Genomic DNA, 15,322 nt, shown 5'->3' on the forward strand with positions numbered 1-15,322 from the left:
AGCATCTGCGGTCGCACAGGTGCTGTCAAGCCCTTCCGGCGGCGAGTCGTACCTACCGATGAGCAGGCACGAAACCGCTGGTGGAACGGCCGCGAACACATACTCGTCGGTATGTGGGCGGGGTCGCCGCCAGGGGTGGGGCCCTGCTCCGGGCCCGCGCCGGCCCTGGCCTGCTTCTGGTCCGTCTGCAGCCCCTTCCGCGAGGTGTCGGAGCTCGTCGTCGGCCCGTGCGGGGTCGGCATGAGGCGCGGTCACGAGGAGGCCGGGATCCCCTGGCGCCATCTGGAGGGGGTGCTGGTGTCGCTGGGGTCCGTCCCGCGCACGGTCACCCTCTTCTGCCGGTTCTGCCGGTTCTGCCGGTTCTGCCGGTTCGGCCGGGACGCGCCGGTCGACCCCGGCGGACTGCCGGCCCGGAAGGTGTCCTCCGATCCGCCCGTCGTCACCTTCACGATGCTGGCGGTCGACCGCGCGGAGCGGAACGCCTCGTGCTCGGAGATCCACCGCGCCCTGAGCCGCTTCGCACCGGAGGGCACGTACCGTCCGCACCCGAAGGTGCTCAGGCGCCGCGCGTTGCGGGAGACGTCCCGCTGACGCACTGCCGCCGAGGACCCCGTTTTGGACCTCGCGGGAGTGCGGGGCCGCGGCGCTCGCCGGGGCGGCGCGGCTCGGCTCGGAGGAAGGGCCGGGAAAGACCGCGGGGAAGGCCGGGAAGGGCCGGAAAACAGAAGAGCCCCAGATCGACTGGGGCTCCTGCTGGTGTCCGAGGGGGGACTTGAACCCCCACGCCCGATAAAGGGCACTAGCACCTCAAGCTAGCGCGTCTGCCATTCCGCCACCCGGACCGGGTTTGTGCCGCTCGGGGGCGTTGCTCCCTTGCGACGCGGTAAACGATAGCAAAGATTGGCGGGTGCTCGATCACGCGCCCGCGCCCCGCCCGCGGAGCGGCGCGGGCGGGCGGGCCCCTTGGGCGCGGCCCGGCGACGGGGGAGGATGGCGGGTGGACCACGCCGTCGTCCGGGCACCTGGGTCCGGCGGACGGCAGCGAGCGAGGAGGAGCAGCGTGAGCGATGCGAAGCCGCCCCGGAAGGTCTCCGGCGAGGACGAGGTCGTCGACCTGTGCCGCGACCTGATCCGGATCGACACCAGCAACTACGGGGATCATTCCGGTCCGGGGGAGCGTGCCGCCGCCGAGTACGTCGCGGAGAAGCTCGCCGAGGTCGGCCTCGAGCCGGAGATCCTGGAGTCGCACAAGGGGCGCGCCTCCACCGTCGCCCGGATCGAGGGGGAGGACCCGAGCCGGCCCGCGCTGCTGATCCACGGGCACCTCGACGCCGTCCCGGCCGACGCGGCCGACTGGACCCACCACCCGCTCTCCGGCGAGATCGCGGACGGGTGCGTGTGGGGCCGCGGCGCGGTCGACATGAAGGACATGGACGCGATGACGCTCGCCGTCGTCCGCGACCGGCTGCGCAGCGGCCGCAAACCGCCGCGCGACGTCGTGCTGGCGTTCCTGGCCGACGAGGAGGCCGGCGGTACCTACGGGGCGCGCTACCTGGTGGACCGGCACCCGCGGCTGTTCGAGGGAGTCACCGAGGCGATCGGCGAGGTGGGCGGCTTCTCGTTCACCGTCAACGAGCAGCTGCGGCTGTACCTGGTCGAGACGGCCGAGAAGGGCATGCACTGGATGCGCCTGACGGTCGACGGCACGGCCGGCCACGGCTCCATGACCAACGAGGACAACGCGATCACCGAGCTGTCCGAGGCGGTGGCGCGGCTGGGGCGGCACAAGTTCCCGGTGCGGGTGACCAAGACGGTCCGCTCCTTCCTCGACGAGCTCTCCGACGCGCTCGGCGTGGAGCTGGACCCCGAGGACATGGACGCCACCCTGGCCAGGCTGGGCGGCATCGCCAAGATCATCGGGGCGACGCTGCGCAACACCGCCAACCCGACGATGCTGGGCGCCGGCTACAAGGTGAACGTGATCCCCGGGCAGGCCACCGCGCACGTCGACGGTCGGTTCCTGCCCGGTTACGAAGAGGAGTTCCTGGCCGACCTCGACCGGGTGCTCGGCCCCAGGGTCCGGCGCGAGGACGTGCACGCGGACAAGGCGTACGAGACCGGTTTCGACGGGGCCCTGGTCGAGGCGATGCAGTCGGCGCTGAAGGCGGAGGACCCGATCGCCCGGGCGGTGCCGTACTGCCTGTCGGGCGGAACGGACGCCAAGTCCTTCGACGACCTGGGCATCCGCTGCTTCGGCTTCGCCCCCCTGCAGCTCCCCCCGGAGCTGGACTTCGCCGGCATGTTCCACGGGGTGGACGAGCGGGTGCCGGTGGACGGGCTCAAGTTCGGGGTGCGGGTGCTCGACCGCTTCCTCGACCACTGCTGAAAACCGCGGAAGTGATTCCCGGAATTCGCATGCATGGACCCTTTTCACTCGAAAGAGGGAATGCATGGGGCTGGTCGTATCCCTGTGCAGCACTCTTCGTTTCGTCATGTGCGGCCCGTGGTTAGGGTCGCATTGACTACGAGGAGGAAATAATGCTGAAGAAGGTCGTCGCGGTTGCCGCCGCCACCGGTGGTCTCGTGCTCGCGGGTGCGGGTGTTGCCATGGCCGACGGCGGGGCCAACGCCGAGGGCGCCGCCATCGGCAGCCCGGGCGTGCTGTCCGGAAACGTCGTGCAGGCGCCGGTCAACGCGCCGGTCAACGTGTGCGACACCACCGTCAACCTCATCGGGTTCCTGAACCTGGACTACGGCGACACCGCCTGCATCAACGCCTGACGCCGGTTTTCCCGAGCGCGTGAGGCGGGACCGGAGAACGGCCCCGGTGTGCAATTCCTGCACGCCGGGGCCGTTCTCCTTCTCGTTTCCCGAAAAACGTCTCGCTTTTCCTCGGCTTCCTCTTTTCCACGTGGGGCGGGCGCGGCGCGGGCCCCGCACCGGGACGCCGCCCGGCGCCGGGTCCGGCACCGGGCGTCTGCGGACGGCCGGCGGGCGGTCCTCCCGCCCGCCGGGACCTCACCAGGTGGCGCGCACCTGGCGGATGATCCTCCGCTTCAGCCGCACCCGGCGGCTTCCGTCGGGGTAGAGGCGCAGCCGGTCCAACTCCCAGTGACCGTACTCCGCGTGGTCCGTCAGCAGACGCCGCGTCGCGTTGCGGGAAACCCCCCGCGGCACATACAGATCTTGAAATTCGTACTCGACCATCGAATCCATTGTGCGGGCAACGCCCCGGTACGGATAGCGTCTGCACCATGTCTGATGCCGCGCAGCCCACCGTCGACGAGGTACGCGCCGCCGCCGAGGCGGTCAAGGCCGCCCTGGACCGCCACCTGGCGGCCGTGGAGAACCGCTCCGGGGCCAACGATCCGGCCGTGTACGCGGCTGCCGACGCCCTCGCCCGGGCCGTGGACGCCTACGACCAGGCGCTGGACGACGGCCACGGCGAACTGCTTCCCTTCGAGGTGCCCGTGGGGGAGACCCTGCCCGCCTACGCGGGGCCCGAGGAGCCGGAGGCGGTCAGCGTGCTGATCCGCCGCGACTACCTCGTCGCCGACCCCGACCGGCTCCTCGGCCGCGCCCGGCGCGTCGTCGAACCCACCGGAGGGCCGGTGGGGACGCTCAACGGCGCGCTCGGAGTGCTGTTCGGCGAGTACGAGCCCGACGAGATCGCCTCCCGCTGCGAGGAGTTCGGCCTGGAGGAGGGCGACTCCACGCTCTGGGTGACCGCCGCCGAGCCCCACGGGCCGGGGGAGTGGCTGCACGAGCCGTTCGAGGACGCGGACCCCGAGCTGATCATCTGCCGCTTCGACGTCAGTTCCGTCTACGACGACGAACTGGCGGTGCTCGACCCGGACCGGTGAGGCGGGCCCGCCGGCCGGGGCCGGGGCGGGGGCGCAGGAACGGGAACGGGGGCCGGTGCGGGACGTCCGCGGACGTCCCGCACCGGCCCCTCCGTCAGTACAGGTGCCCGGCCTGCTCGCGCAGGACCGTGCGCAGCCGGGTCGTCCGGGGCCGGGCCGGGACCTGCGCGACCGCGTGCTCCAGCGCCCGGTCCGCGCCGTGGACCACGGACAGGTGCCGCTCCCCGCGGCCGAAGGCCGTGTAGACCCACGCCCTGTCCAGCGCCCGGACCGCGTCCCCGGGCAGGACGACCACCACGGCGGGCCAGCGCATGCCGGCCGCCTGGTGCGCGGTGACCGCCCACCCGTGCCGCACCCGCCCCGCCTGCTCGCGGGGGACGACCACCTCGTGCCCGTCGCAGTCCAGGTGCAGGCCGTCCGCGTCGCCGGAGACCACCGTGCCCGGGAGAGTCCGCCCGGGAGCGGGCACGTACACCGCCAGGTCGCCCGGATCGAAGCCGCCGAACCGGCCGGGGCCGGGGTTCAGCCGGGCCTTGAGGGCGGCGTTGAGCACACGGGTGCCGGCGGCCCCGCCGTGGCCGGGCGTGACCACCCTGGTCCGCCCGGGCTCCACCCCGAACGCGCGGGGCACGGAGTCCGCCACCAGCTGCACCGTGCGGTGCACGGCCTCGCCCGCGTCCCGCACCGGGACGATCACGACCTCCCTGCCCGGCGCCTCGACCTGGTTCAGCTCCCCGATCCCGATGCCGGACACCAGCTCGCCGATCGGGCCGGGGTCGGGCGTGCGCGAGGCCACCTGCGGGCACACCCCGGACGCCAGCAGGTCGGCGAAGACCCGCCCGGCGCCGACCGACGCCAGCAGCGCGGGGTCGCCGCTGAACACCAGGTGCGCCCCGTCGGGGACGGACTCGACCAGGGTCGCGGCGGTCTCCACGTCCCACTGCGGGGCGTCCACGACCACCAGCACGTCCAGCGCCAGGTTGCCGTCCTCGTCCCGGCCGGGGCCCTCGTGCCCGGACAGCAGCCCGCCCGCCGTCACCGCGGCACCGGCGTCGGCGCCCGCGGCGGACAGCAGGGCGGCCAGCCTGCGGCGGCTGTCCCCGGTGGCGGCCGCGGCCCACGCCCGCAGGCCCGCCGCGCGCGCCGCCGCGACCACCGCGACGGGCTCGGCACGGGCCGCGTCACCGCCGGTGTGCAGCACCACGCCGCTGCCGCCCACCGCCCGCAGCAGCTCGGACGCGGACGGCGTGCCCGCGGCGGAGGCCGCTTCCTCCCACGGCCCCGGATCCGGCTCGTGGGTGTTCAGCAGCCGCAGCAGGCCGTCGGCCAGGCTCTCCTCGGCGAGGGCGTAGCGGTCCAGCCCCACCAGGAGGCGGGTGGGGGGCTCCTCCTCGTCCTCCTCCCCGCCGTCACCGCCGGACGCGGAGCGGGCCGGGCGCCCGGAGGCCGGGCCGGTGGCCTCCAGCAGCTCGCGGAAGGCCAGCACCCGCCCGTTCTCCAGCGCGGCGCGCAGCGCCTCGTCCGGCTCGGGGACGGACCGCCGGCGCAGGGCGTCCAGCAGGGCCGGGGCCTCCAGCGCGGTGTGCCCGGCGAGGGCGGCCTGCTCCAGCAGCCACACGACGAGGGCATGCGCCCTGCGCGGGTCGTCGGGGCGGCAGTCGGCGCCCAGCAGCGCCCGGGCGAAGGCGTCGGCCTGCTCGGGCCGGACCTCCGGCACGGAGAGCAGGTGCCAAGGGTCCTCCTCCAGGACCGTCGCCGCACGCTCGCCCAGCGCGTCCACGGCCGGCCCGCCGAGGGCCTCCGGCGCGCCGCCGCGGGCGAGGAGCGCGGCGGCCCCGCGGACCGCCTCGCGGCGGGCGGCCTCCTCGTCCTCCGTGCGGCGCACGGGCCGGGGGACGGCGTCCGGGGCCGCGGGCGCAGGCGCGGGACGGGCCGGCGGAGCCGGCTGCGGCCGGTGCGCCGCCGTGCCGGGGCCGGCGGCGGGGTCGGTGCCGGTGCCGGTATCGGGGCGGTGGCCCGGCTCCTCCTCCGGTTCCTGCGTCGGCTCCTCCTGCGGCTCCTGCGGCTCCTGCGCGGTCCCGGTCTCCTCGGTTTCCTCGGGCGGGGCGCCTGCGGTGTCCGCGGCGGCGTTCTCGGCCTCCTCGCCGTTCTCCGCGGGGCCGGCGTCCCCGTTCTCCGCGGCGGCCCGGCGGGCCGCCTCCGCGGCGGCGGCCGGGCCCAGTTCCGCGGTGATCGCGGAGGTGCCCATGTCCCGGACGAACGCCGGGCGCTCGCCCCGCTCGACGGCCCGCACCGCGGCCAGCAGCTGCGCCGGGTCGGAGGGCGGAGCGACCTGGGCGGGGCGCCGCCGGGCGGCCCGGGCGGGACCGCCGGGGGCGGTGTTCCCGGGGGCGGCGGCGTCGGGTGCGGCGGTGCCGGGGTCTGCGGCTGCGTGCGGCGCGGCTCCGGGGGCGGCGGGTGCGTCCCCGCCCGGGGCCGGGCCGCCGGCGTGCCCGCCGGGGCCGCCCGTCGCGGCGTCCCGGTCCGTGCGGTCCGTGCTCACAGCGTGCTCCAGTCGTGGTCGGGGTAGCGGTGCTCGGGCGCCGAGACGTCGTCGAGGGCCCGGCAGATCTCCACCGGAAGAGTAAGGTCCTCCACCGACAGCGCCTCGGCCAGCTGTTCCGCCGTGCGCGCGCCGACGATCGGCGCGGTGACGCCGGGCCGGTCCCGCACCCAGGCCAGGGCGACCTGCAGCGGCGTGACGGCCAGCCCGTCCGCGGCCGTGGCGACAGCGTCGACGACCCGGGCGGCCGCGTCGCCCAGGTAGGGCTCGACGAACCGGGCCAGGCGCTCCGAGGCGCCCCGCGAGTCCGCCGGGGTGCCCTTGCGGTACTTGCCGGTCAGCACCCCGCGCCCCAGCGGCGAGGAGGGCAGGAGCCCGACGCCCAGGTCGAGCGCCGCGGGCAGGACCTCCCGTTCGACGCCCCGCTGCAGCAGCGAGTACTCCATCTGCGTGCCCGCCAGCGGTGTCCGTCCCGGTCCGGCGAGCTGCCAGGCGGCGGCCTTGGCCAGCTGCCAGCCGCAGAAGCCGCAGACGCCGACGTAGCGGGCGCGCCCGGAGGAGACGGCGATGTCCAGGGCGTGGAGCGTCTCCTCCATGGGCGTGCCGGGATCGTAGGCGTGGACCTGCCACAGGTCGACGTGGTCGGTGCCCAGGCGGGCGAGCGAGGCGTCCAGGGCCGACAGCAGGTGGCCGCGGGAGGCGTCGTGGGGGCGTTCGGGGTCCGCCACGCTCCCGGCCTTGGTGGCCACCACCAGTTCGCCCCGGGGGACGAAGCCGTCGGTGAGCCGCCCGAGCAGGTACTCGGCGCGGCCGTCGCCGTAGACGTCGGCGGTGTCGACGAGGTCGCCGCCCGCGTCCAGGAACGCCTTCAGCTGCTCGGCGGCGTCCCGCTCGCTCGTGTCGCGCCCCCAGGTGAGCGTGCCGAGGCCGAGGCGGGAGACGCGCAGGCCGGTCCGTCCCAGGTGCCTTGTCTCCATGCCCGCCGAGACTACCGACGCCGGGCCCGCGGCCGGGTGAAGCGGGACGGCGCGGCAGGACGTGACCGGACAGACAGGCTGAGCGCCCGCTTTCCTGCGCTACAGTCCGGGGAAACGTAGGCGTTACCGATCAGTAAGGGGAGCGGCATGCGGCTCGGGATCAACCTCGGTTACTGGGGTGCCGGGATGGACGCGGACAACCTCGCCGTCGCCCGGGAGGCGGACCGCCTGGGCTACTCGGTCTGCTGGGCCGCCGAGGCGTACGGCTCGGACGCGGCCACCGTGCTCGCCTGGGTCGCGGCGCAGACGGAGCGCATCGACATCGGCTCGGCGATCTTCCAGATCCCCGCGCGCACCCCCGCGATGACCGCGATGACCGCCGCCACCCTCGACACGCTCTCCGGCGGCCGGTTCCGGCTCGGCCTGGGCGTCTCCGGCCCGCAGGTCTCCGAGGGCTGGTACGGGGTCAAGTTCGACAAGCCCCTGGCCCGCACCCGCGAGTACGTGGAGATCGTCCGCAAGGCGATGTCCCGTGAGCGGCTGGTCCACGAGGGCGAGCACTGGACGCTCCCGCTGCCCGGCGGCCCCGGCAAGCCGCTCAAGCTGACCGTCCACCCGGTGCGCGAGCGCGTCCCCGTCTACATCGCCGCGATCGGCCCGAAGAACCTCGAGCAGACGGGCGAGATCGCCGACGGCGCCCTGCTCCTGTTCTTCGCCCCCGAGCAGGCGGAGGAGACCACGCTCGCCCCGCTGCGCGCCGGCCGCGAGAAGGCGGGGAAGACCCTCGATGGCTTCGACGTGGTGCCGACCGTGCCGATGGCGATCGGCGACGACGTCTCCGGGCTCGCCGACATGTTCCGCCCCTACACCGCGCTGTACGTGGGCGGCATGGGCAGCCGCAAGCAGAACTTCTACAACCGGCTCGCCGCCCGCATGGGCTACGAGAAGGAGGCCGCCGAGATCCAGGACAAGTACCTGGCCGGGGACAAGGACGGCGCCGCGGCCGCCGTGCCGCGCGAACTGATCGACTCCACCTCCCTGCTGGGCCCGATGGAGCGGATCTCCGACCGCATGCAGGCCTACGCGCAGGCCGGCGTCACCACGCTGACGATCACCCCGGCCGGGTTCACCCTGGACGAGCGGATCGCCGCGCTGCGCACCGGCGTTGAGGCGCTGGAGCGGGCCGGCCTGGCCGAGTAGCCGGGCGGCGGGCGCGCCGCGCGGTCCGCGGCGCGCCCCGTACGGCCGGGCCCCGTACGGCCGGGCCCCGTACGGCCGGGGCCGGCGAACCGGGCCCGTGAACCGGGCCGGGTGCCGGACGGCCCGGCTACGGGGTCCGGCCGGGTCAGTTCGGGACGAGCCGGCCCATCAGCCGGCCGAACTCGATCAGCCGCCTCACCTGCCCGGGCCCGCCGTCCTCCAGCGACTTGCTGAACCGGAACGCCTCGGGCCGGAAGCGCGCCCCGGAGACCGGGCCGTCGGGCTCGGCCGAGACCGCGCTGATCTCCTGCGGGGTGGCGGTGGCCAGCACCAGGTAGACCCCGCGGTCCACGCGCCGGCCCTGTTCGTCGCGGCCGACCAGCGTGCGCATCCCCACGTGCCCGATGGCGCTGAGCGGCAGCACCTGCACGGAGGAGTCCAGGACGGTGCCGCCGGGCGCCCCGGACTCCGACACCTCCTCGCTGTGCCACAGCACCAGCCGCCGGCCGTCGCACACCGCGGCCTCCTGCCACACCGAGGCGCCGGCCTCGGAGAGGTCGACCACCCGCTCCAGCGTGAAACCGCGCACCCGGCGGCGGTCGACGACCCCGAAGACCGCCTCGACGGCCACGTCGGCGTGGAGGAAGTAGGCGCGGGCGGCGTCCTCGAGGCGCTCGTAGGGCGACCAGTCCGAGCCCGCCGGACCGAGCCGCCGCGCCGACGGCCTGCTCCTCGTGGCCTTGCTGAACATGTCCACCTGTCTCGCGTCCCCGTCCCGGCGTCCCCTCGTTCTGTCTTTGCACCTTACCCAGCGCCGTGCTGACGCGGTGTCGGAGGCGGGCGGCGGGAAGGGGGCCTGCGGGACGGAGGTGACGGCGGGGAAGTCCCGCGGCCGTGGTGGGGGCCCGGGGTGTCCTCCCCGCCACGGCCGTCGACACCGTCAACGCGCGGGCCCGCCGCGGGGTTACGGGGCGGGGGCCGCAGCGGGGGCGTGGGCGGGGGTGGAGGCGGGGGCGGGCGGGGTCACAGCCAGCCGCGCCGCTTGAGGAACCGGAAGAGGCCCAGGCACGCCGCGGCGATCACGGCCAGCACCGCCGGGTAGCCCCAGGGCGAGCGGAGTTCGGGCATGTGCTCGAAGTTCATCCCGTACAGGCCGGCGATCATCGTGGGGACCGCCGCCATGGCCGCCCAGGCCGAGATCTTGCGCATGTCGTCGTTCTGCCGTACCCCCAGCTGCGCCAGGTGCGCGCCCAGGATGTCGGACAGCAGCCGGTCCAGCCCCTCGACCTGCTCGTTCGCCCGGGTCAGGTGGTCGCCGACGTCCCGGAAGAACGGGTGCACGTCGGCCCCGACGAACGGCAGCCCGGGCCCGGACAGACGGGCCACCGGATCGGCCAGCGGCCCGGTGGCCCGGCGGAACTCCAGCACCTGGCGCTTGAACGAGTAGATCCGGCCCACCAGGTCCGCCCCGGTCCCCCCGCCGGGGGCGAAGACGTCGGCCTCCAGCTCCTCCAGGTCCACCTGCAGCTCCGCCGCCACCTCCAGGTAGTCGTCGACGACGGCGTCCCCGATCGCGTACATCACGGCGGTCGGCCCGTGCCGGAGCACCTCGGGCTCCTGCTCCAGGCGCCGGCGGACCTCCGTCAGCGGGCTGCCCCCGCCGTGCCGGACGGTCACCACGAAGGAGTCGCCGAGGAACACCATCAGCTCGCCGGTGGTCACCCTGGCCCGCCGGTCGTCGTACACCGCCGGTTTGAGCACCAGGAACAGCGAGTCGTCGTACACCTCCAGCTTCGGCCGCTGGTGCGCCCGCAGCGCGTCCTCCACGGCCAGCGGGTGCAGCCCGAACTCGCTGGTGATCAGGTCGAACTCCTCGGGGGTCGGCTCGTGCAGCCCCACCCACAGGAAGGCGCCGCCGTCGTCCCTGGCCTCGTCGAGGGCGTCCGAGAGGTCCCCGGGCCCCTCGGCCCGCCGGCCGTCCCGGTAGATGGCGCAGTCCACGATCACCCTGGCATTCTTCCGCCCCCCGCGGCGCTCACACATCCCGGCCCCGGCCGCCCGGGCCGGGAACGGCCTAAGGTGGTCCCCATGCCCACCGTGCTGCTCCTTCGACACGGCCGTTCCACGGCCAACACCTCGGGAGTCCTGGCCGGCTGCGCCCCCGGGGTCGCCCTCGACGACCGGGGCCGGGAGCAGGCCGCGGCCCTCCCCGCCCGGCTCGCCGGACTGCCGCTCGCAGCGGTGGTCACCAGCCCCCTGCAGCGCTGCCGCGAGACCGTCCGGCCCCTGCTCGACACCCGCCCCGGCCTGCCCCTGCACACGGAGGAGCGCCTGGGGGAGTGCCGCTACGGGGACTGGACCGGCCGCAAGCTGAGCGAGCTGGCGGACGAGCCCCTGTGGCGGACCGTGCAGCACCACCCCTCCGCGGCGGTCTTCCCCGGCCCCGACGGCGAGTCCGTGCGGGAGATGTCGGCCCGCGCGGTCGCCGCGGTGCGGGACTGGAACCTGAGCGTCGAGGAGGAGGCCGGGCCGGGCGCCCTGTACGCGGTGTGCACCCACGGCGACGTCATCAAGGCCCTGGTGGCCGACGCGCTGGGCATGCACCTGGACCTGTTCCAGCGGATCTCCGTCGACCCCTGCTCGGTCACCGCGATCCGCTACACCCCGCTGCGGCCGTTCCTGCTCAGGCTGGGCGACACCGGGGACCTGACCGGCCTGCTCCCGCCGCCGGCCGCCGCCGAGGACCCCACGGAGGCGGGCGACGCGGCAGTGGGCGGCGGTGCCGGCGCGCCGTGATCAGCTTCCGCAGTAGGGTGGCGGGGCCGGGGTGCCCGGGCCGGTCGACGGCGCGCGGCCGCCGGCGACCGGGAAGTTGAACGAACCGACGTATCGAGCAATCGGAGCAGGACGTGCCCCGTCAGGTCTTCTTCTACGACCCGCCGGACCGGTTCGTCGCCGGGACGGTGGGCCAGCCGGGCCAGCGCGCCTTCTACCTCCAGGCCAGCGGCGGCGGCCGCGTCACGAGCGTGGCCCTGGAGAAGGCACAGGTCGAAGCGCTCGCCGAGCGCGTGGACGAACTGCTCGACGAGGTCGTGCGGCGCTCCGGCGGCACGTCCGCGGTGCCCGCCGTGGCACCGGCCGAGCTGGCCGACACCGCCCCGCTGCAGATGCCCGTCGACGAGGAGTTCCGCGTCGGCACCATGGCCCTGGCCTGGGACGGCGACAGCGAGAAGCTGATCGTCGAGGCGCAGGAGCTGGTGGAGATCGACCTCGGCGAGGAGGGGACCGCCGAGGACCTCGAGGAGGCCGAGGAGAGGCTCCTCGAGGACGACGAGAACGGCCCGTCGATGCTGCGCGTCACCCTCACCGGCGCCCAGGCCCGCTCCTTCGCCAAGCGCGCCCTCGACCTCGTCGCGGCCGGCCGCCCGCCGTGCCCCCTGTGCAGCCTGCCGCTCGATCCGGAAGGACACGTATGCCCGCGCCAGAACGGGTACCGGCGGGGGGCCTGACCCCCGCCGGCACGGCCGCCGGGGCGGACCACGGCGCCGCCGCCCCGGGCGGGGAGCCCCGCGCCGCCGGTGGCACCGGCCCGGACCCGCACGAGCTGCTGCGCCGCGGAGAGCTGGAGGTGCGCGGCCGGCTGCACGCCTCCTCCAACTCCGCGCTGTACTGCGAGGCCCGGCTCGACGGCGCCGAGGCGGCCTGCGTCTACAAGCCGGTGGCGGGGGAGCGGCCCCTGTGGGACTTCCCCGACGGCACCCTGGCCCGCCGCGAGGTCGCCGCCCACCTGGTCTCCGAGGCCACCGGCTGGGACCTGATACCCCCCACCGTGCTGCGCGACGGCCCCTACGGCGAGGGCATGTGCCAGCTGTGGATCGAGACCGACCCGCAGGCCGCGCTGCTCGCCCTCGTCGATGCCGACGAACCCGGCCCCGGCTGGAAGGCCGTCGGCCTCGCCCAGGTCGACGCGGACCGCACCGCGCTGCTGGTGCACGCCGACGACCCGCGGCTGCGCCGCCTGGCGGTCCTCGACGCGGTGATCAACAACGCCGACCGCAAGGGCGGCCACCTGCTGCCCACCCCCGACGGCCGGCTGTACGCCATCGACCACGGCATCACCTTCGCAGTCGAGGACAAACTGCGCACCCTGCTGTGGGGATGGGCCGGCGAGCCCCTGCCCGGGGAGATCCGCGAGGTGCTGGAGAAGCTGCGCACCGAACTGGACGGGCCGCTGGGCGAACGGCTGGACGGGCTGCTCGCCCCGCAGGAGGTCGAGGCCACCCGGCGGCGCGTCGCGGAGCTGCTGCGCACCGGGCTGCACCCCGGCCCGCCCGACGACCGCCCCGCGGTGCCCTGGCCGCCGGTCTGACACCTCGCGCGGGCCCCGCACCGCTCCCGCCCCCGCCCGCGCCGGGCCCGTCCCCGCACGCGCACACGCCCGCGACCGGTACGGCGAGGACTGGACTTTCGGCAGTGTCGGCCGGACCCCTCCGGGCCCTACCGTCGCGTCCGTGGACGGAACGAGGAACGACATCACGACCGGGGGAGGCGGCCCCGCTGCCCGCCGGGCGCGAGGGCTGCTGCGGAGGGCGGGGCAGGGGCTGCGGACGAACCTGCCCCTCGCGGCCGCGGCGTCGGCCGCCTGGCTGAGCCCGGTGAACACCTGGTGGGCGCTGCCCACCGCGGGCGCCGCCTTCCTGGCCGGACGCGGCCCCGGAAGCGCCCGCACGGCGGTCCGCTTCCCGGCGGCGCTCCTGGCGGCGGGCGCGGCGGTGGTGGCCGTGGTGCCCGAGGGGCACCTCCTGGCCAGCAGGTTCGTGGCGGTGCTGGTGGTCGCCGGGATGCTGCCGTGGTTCGCCGGCCGGTTCTGGCGGCAGTACCGGGAGCTGGTCCGCGCCGGGTGGGAACGGGCCGAGCAGCTCGAGCGCGAGCAGCGTCTGATCGCCGGGCAGGCCCGGCTGCGGGAGCGGGCCCGCATCGCCCAGGACATGCACGACGCGCTCGGCCACGACCTCAGCCTCCTCGCCCTGTCCGCCGGGGCGCTCAAGCTCGCCCCCGGCCTGGCGGAGCACCACCGGGCCGCGGCCGGGGAGATCAGGGCCAGGGCGTCGGCCGCGGTGGACCGGCTGGGGGAGGTGGTCGGGGTCCTGCGCGAGGAGTCGTACGGAGCACCGGCGGCGCCGGCCGACTCCGGTGTCGAGCAGCTGGTCCGGGAGGCGTCCGCGTCCGGGCTCGACGTCGGGCTGCGCCTGGAGGGGGAGCCGGGGGAGCTCCACCCCGCGGTCGAGCGGGCCGTCCGCCGGGTGGTCCAGGAGGCGCTGACCAACGTGGCCAGGCACGCTCCCGGAGCGGCCGCGGACGTCTGCGTGTCGTTTTGGGGCGACGGCGTGCGGGTCGAGGTCGTCAACGGCCCCGCCCCCGCCCCCGCCGCGGCCGCGGAGCGGCTCCGGGGCGGCGGGTACGGTCTCGTCGGCCTCGACGAGCGCGTGAGACTGGCGGGCGGCTCCCTGGAGCACGGCCCCCGGGACGGCGGCTTCGCGGTCGTCGCCCGGCTCCCGCGCACGCCCCCGGCGCAGCCGCCGCACCCGGCGGGCGCACTGCCGCACGGGCCGGCCGGCCAGGTGCCCCGGGCCCGCCGCAGGGCCCGCCGCCGCCTCGGCCGCACCCTTGCCGCGGCGGCGGTGCTCCCCCTGGTGACCGGGGCGGTGCTGACCGCCGCGCTCATGGGGTGGCACCTGGTCACCGCGCCGCGGACGGTGCTGGACCCGGCCGACTACGCCCGCCTGGAGGTGGGGCAGGATCGTTCCGCGGCGGCGGCCCTGCTGCCGGAGCACCAGACGCCCTACCTGCCGGCCGGGGCGCGGGCGACGGAGCCCGGAGGAGAGGGGACCTCGTGCGAGTACTACGCGATGACGGCCGACCCGTTCGGCGACCGGTCCGGGGACGCGTACCGTCTGTGCTTCCGCAGGGGGACCCTGGTGTCCCTGGAGGTGCTGGTGCGGTGAGCGCCCTGTGATCCGGGTCCTGGTCGCCGACGACGAGGCGATGGTCAGGGCGGGAGTGCGGGCCGTGCTGTCCACCGCCGGCGACCTCGACGTCGTCGCCGAGGCCGCCGACGGACGCGAGGCGGTGGAGCAGGCCCTGCGCCACCGCCCCGACGTGGCCGTGCTCGACGTGCGGATGCCGCGGCTCGACGGAATCGAGGCCGGTGCGCAGATCCGCAGGAACCTGCCGGCCACCGGCGTCGTCGTGCTGACCACGTTCGGCGAGGACGAGTACATCCTGCGGGCCCTGGGCGGCGGCGCCGCCGGCTTCCTGGTCAAGTCCGGCGAACCCGAGGAGCTGATCGCCGGGGTCCGCGCGGTCGCCGACGGCGCCGCCTACCTGTCACCGAAGGTCGCCGCCCGGGTGGTCGCCCACCTCTCGGCGACCGGCGCGGCCGCCCTGGCCGGCCGCCGCGCCGCCGCCCGGGAACGGGTCGGGGCGCTCACCGCCCGCGAACGGGAGGTGCTGGCCCACCTCGGCGGCGGGCTGTCCAACGGGCGGATCGCCCGCAGGCTGCACCTGGCCGAGGGGACGGTCAAGGCCCACGTCAGCTCGATCCTGGCCCGGCTGGGGGTGGACAACCGGGCCGCGGCCGCCGTCGTGGCCCACGAGGCCGGCATCGTGCCGCCCGTGCAGGCCCCGCCCCGGTGACCGCAGCCGCAGGAGGGCGTCCGCCGCCCGCACGGCGGTCCGGG

At 75.8% G+C, this 15,322-nt stretch carries 15 protein-coding genes and 1 tRNA gene; 10 read left to right on the top strand and 6 right to left on the bottom strand.

Translation table 11 applies throughout. From position 1 onward, the window contains the following. Positions 1 to 240: 240 nt before the first annotated feature. Complete coding sequence (locus GQS52_RS22640) at positions 241 to 591, top strand: hypothetical protein (protein WP_182315170.1); 351 nt, start codon at positions 241 to 243, stop codon at positions 589 to 591. A gap of 163 nt (positions 592 to 754) precedes the next feature. Here the strand turns inward: GQS52_RS22640 and GQS52_RS22645 are convergent. Next, positions 755 to 842 (bottom strand) — tRNA-Leu (locus tag GQS52_RS22645). A 218-nt stretch (positions 843 to 1,060) separates the two neighbouring features. Here GQS52_RS22645 and GQS52_RS22650 point away from each other — a divergent pair. Both GQS52_RS22650 and GQS52_RS22655 read left to right on the top strand, forming a co-directional pair. After that, the gene (locus GQS52_RS22650; RefSeq protein WP_182315171.1) at positions 1,061 to 2,386 is read left to right on the top strand and encodes a M20/M25/M40 family metallo-hydrolase; all 1,326 of its coding nucleotides are present in this window, start codon (positions 1,061 to 1,063) and stop codon (positions 2,384 to 2,386) included. A 152-nt stretch (positions 2,387 to 2,538) separates the two neighbouring features. Continuing rightward, positions 2,539 to 2,781: a chaplin gene (locus GQS52_RS22655; RefSeq protein ID WP_182315172.1), complete on the top strand. Its 243-nt coding sequence runs from the start codon at positions 2,539 to 2,541 to the stop codon at positions 2,779 to 2,781. Positions 2,782 to 3,018: 237 nt separating this feature from the next. Here the strand turns inward: GQS52_RS22655 and GQS52_RS22660 are convergent, their stop codons facing one another. Continuing rightward, positions 3,019 to 3,207: a DUF5703 family protein gene (locus GQS52_RS22660; RefSeq protein ID WP_182315173.1), complete on the bottom strand. Its 189-nt coding sequence runs from the start codon at positions 3,205 to 3,207 to the stop codon at positions 3,019 to 3,021. 47 nt (positions 3,208 to 3,254) lie between these two features. On the opposite strand from GQS52_RS22660, the gene GQS52_RS22665 reads away from it, so the two are divergent. Beyond that, entirely contained in the window at positions 3,255 to 3,863 is a 609-nt protein-coding gene (locus tag GQS52_RS22665; protein ID WP_182315174.1) for a hypothetical protein, read from the top strand. A 94-nt stretch (positions 3,864 to 3,957) separates the two neighbouring features. Here the strand turns inward: GQS52_RS22665 and GQS52_RS22670 are convergent, their stop codons facing one another. Both GQS52_RS22670 and GQS52_RS22675 read right to left on the bottom strand, forming a co-directional pair. Then, complete coding sequence (locus tag GQS52_RS22670; protein WP_259370920.1) at positions 3,958 to 6,405, bottom strand: helix-hairpin-helix domain-containing protein; 2,448 nt, start codon at positions 6,403 to 6,405, stop codon at positions 3,958 to 3,960. After that, positions 6,402 to 7,382 (bottom strand): aldo/keto reductase, encoded by a 981-nt coding sequence (locus GQS52_RS22675; RefSeq protein WP_182315175.1) that lies wholly within the window; start codon positions 7,380 to 7,382, stop codon positions 6,402 to 6,404. The genes GQS52_RS22670 and GQS52_RS22675 overlap by 4 nt, the downstream gene beginning before the upstream one ends. A 147-nt stretch (positions 7,383 to 7,529) precedes the next feature. On the opposite strand from GQS52_RS22675, the gene GQS52_RS22680 reads away from it, so the two are divergent. Then, entirely contained in the window at positions 7,530 to 8,582 is a 1,053-nt protein-coding gene (locus GQS52_RS22680) for an LLM class F420-dependent oxidoreductase (RefSeq protein ID WP_182315176.1), read from the top strand. Positions 8,583 to 8,727: 145 nt separating this feature from the next. On the opposite strand, the gene GQS52_RS22685 is transcribed toward GQS52_RS22680, so the two are convergent. Together GQS52_RS22685 and GQS52_RS22690 are read right to left on the bottom strand one after the other, a co-directional pair. Further along, on the bottom strand, positions 8,728 to 9,333 hold the full coding sequence (locus GQS52_RS22685) for a hypothetical protein (protein WP_182315177.1): 606 nt from the start codon (positions 9,331 to 9,333) through the stop codon (positions 8,728 to 8,730). 272 nt (positions 9,334 to 9,605) lie between these two features. Then, positions 9,606 to 10,625 (bottom strand): magnesium and cobalt transport protein CorA, encoded by a 1,020-nt coding sequence (locus GQS52_RS22690; protein ID WP_182315178.1) that lies wholly within the window; start codon positions 10,623 to 10,625, stop codon positions 9,606 to 9,608. Between the two features lie 45 nt (positions 10,626 to 10,670). On the opposite strand from GQS52_RS22690, the gene GQS52_RS22695 reads away from it, so the two are divergent. From GQS52_RS22695 to GQS52_RS22715, 5 genes are all read left to right on the top strand, one after another. After that, the gene (locus tag GQS52_RS22695; protein WP_182315179.1) at positions 10,671 to 11,378 is read left to right on the top strand and encodes a histidine phosphatase family protein; all 708 of its coding nucleotides are present in this window, start codon (positions 10,671 to 10,673) and stop codon (positions 11,376 to 11,378) included. Positions 11,379 to 11,491: 113 nt separating this feature from the next. Then, positions 11,492 to 12,091, top strand: a complete 600-nt coding sequence (locus GQS52_RS22700) for a DUF3090 domain-containing protein (RefSeq protein WP_182315180.1) — start codon at positions 11,492 to 11,494, stop codon at positions 12,089 to 12,091. Further along, a complete protein-coding gene (locus tag GQS52_RS22705; RefSeq protein ID WP_182315181.1) occupies positions 12,055 to 12,951 on the top strand; it encodes an SCO1664 family protein in 897 nt (298 codons plus the stop codon). The genes GQS52_RS22700 and GQS52_RS22705 overlap by 37 nt, the downstream gene beginning before the upstream one ends. 142 nt (positions 12,952 to 13,093) lie before the next feature. Next, positions 13,094 to 14,587, top strand: a complete 1,494-nt coding sequence (locus GQS52_RS22710) for a histidine kinase (RefSeq protein ID WP_259370921.1) — start codon at positions 13,094 to 13,096, stop codon at positions 14,585 to 14,587. Positions 14,588 to 14,594: 7 nt separating this feature from the next. After that, positions 14,595 to 15,278: a response regulator transcription factor gene (locus tag GQS52_RS22715; protein WP_182315182.1), complete on the top strand. Its 684-nt coding sequence runs from the start codon at positions 14,595 to 14,597 to the stop codon at positions 15,276 to 15,278. The last annotated feature ends 44 nt before the right edge of the window (positions 15,279 to 15,322 follow it).

This window comes from Streptomyces sp. SCUT-3 (assembly GCF_014083985.1).
In the GTDB taxonomy this organism is placed as follows: Bacteria; Actinomycetota; Actinomycetes; order Streptomycetales; family Streptomycetaceae; genus Streptomyces_H; species Streptomyces_H thermolineatus.

Bases quoted from the DNA above. Each gene is read 5' to 3' on its own strand.
- GQS52_RS22640 (WP_182315170.1), top strand. From the start codon at position 241: ATGAGGCGCGGTCACGAGGAGGCCGGGATCCCCTGGCGCCATCTGGAG.
- GQS52_RS22655 (WP_182315172.1), top strand. From the start codon at position 2,539: ATGCTGAAGAAGGTCGTCGCGGTTGCCGCCGCCACCGGTGGTCTCGTG.
- GQS52_RS22660 (WP_182315173.1), bottom strand. From the start codon at position 3,207: ATGGTCGAGTACGAATTTCAAGATCTGTATGTGCCGCGGGGGGTTTCC.
- GQS52_RS22665 (WP_182315174.1), top strand. From the start codon at position 3,255: ATGTCTGATGCCGCGCAGCCCACCGTCGACGAGGTACGCGCCGCCGCC.
- GQS52_RS22675 (WP_182315175.1), bottom strand. From the start codon at position 7,382: ATGGAGACAAGGCACCTGGGACGGACCGGCCTGCGCGTCTCCCGCCTC.
- GQS52_RS22680 (WP_182315176.1), top strand. From the start codon at position 7,530: ATGCGGCTCGGGATCAACCTCGGTTACTGGGGTGCCGGGATGGACGCG.
- GQS52_RS22685 (WP_182315177.1), bottom strand. From the start codon at position 9,333: ATGTTCAGCAAGGCCACGAGGAGCAGGCCGTCGGCGCGGCGGCTCGGT.
- GQS52_RS22690 (WP_182315178.1), bottom strand. From the start codon at position 10,625: ATGTGTGAGCGCCGCGGGGGGCGGAAGAATGCCAGGGTGATCGTGGAC.
- GQS52_RS22695 (WP_182315179.1), top strand. From the start codon at position 10,671: ATGCCCACCGTGCTGCTCCTTCGACACGGCCGTTCCACGGCCAACACC.
- GQS52_RS22705 (WP_182315181.1), top strand. From the start codon at position 12,055: ATGCCCGCGCCAGAACGGGTACCGGCGGGGGGCCTGACCCCCGCCGGC.